At 54.1% G+C, this 769-nt stretch carries 1 protein-coding gene; it reads right to left on the reverse strand.

Annotation, left to right across the window (positions count from 1 at the left end):
- Nucleotides 1-769: hypothetical protein (locus VTH8203_RS23355; protein WP_208617800.1), on the reverse strand; the 769-nt coding region annotated here is incomplete at both ends.

Below are 769 nucleotides of genomic sequence, written 5' to 3' on the forward strand. Positions count from 1 at the left end.
TCCCTAAGGTGGTGTTGCTGATACCGTTAACGTCACTGTTGGTCGCCGCCAACTGCACACTGGCAAAGGCATTAACGCTGTTATCAACACTGTCAATCAGCACTTGCAGCGCCGCCACATCGGCAATGCTTGCCTCTGCCGCTATCGCCGCTTGGTAATCGGCCTCGTTCGCACCATCAAAGGTTAAACCTAGGATATTCCCTAAGGTGGTGTTGCTGATACCGTTAACGTCACTGTTGGTCGCCGCCAACTGCACACTGGCAAAAGCATCGACGCTGCTATCAACACTGTCGATCACTGCTTGCAACGCCGCCACATCCGCGATGCTCGCCTCTGCCGCTATCGCCGCTTGGTAATCGGCCTCGTTCGCACTATTAAAAGTTAAACCTAGGATATTCCCTAAGATAGCATTGCTGATACCGTTAACGTCATTGTCGGCCGCCGCCGTTTGAACCTCGGCAAACGCCAATAAGCTCGCGTCCACACGGTCAATCAGCACTTGCAGCGCCGCCACATCCGCGATGCTTGCCTCTGCTGCTATCGCCGCTTGGTAATCGGCCTCGTTCGCACCATCAAAGGTTAAACCTAGGATATTCCCTAAGATGGCATTGCTAATACCGTTAACGTCACTGTTGGTCGCCGCCAACTGCACACTGGCAAAAGCATCGACGCTGTTATCAACACTGTCAATCAGCACTTGCAGCGCCGCCACATCGGCAATGCTTGCCTCTGCCGCTATCGCCGCTTGATAATCGGCCTCGTTCGCACC

This window comes from Vibrio thalassae (assembly GCF_900089835.1).
GTDB classification, from domain to species: domain Bacteria; phylum Pseudomonadota; class Gammaproteobacteria; order Enterobacterales; family Vibrionaceae; genus Vibrio; species Vibrio thalassae.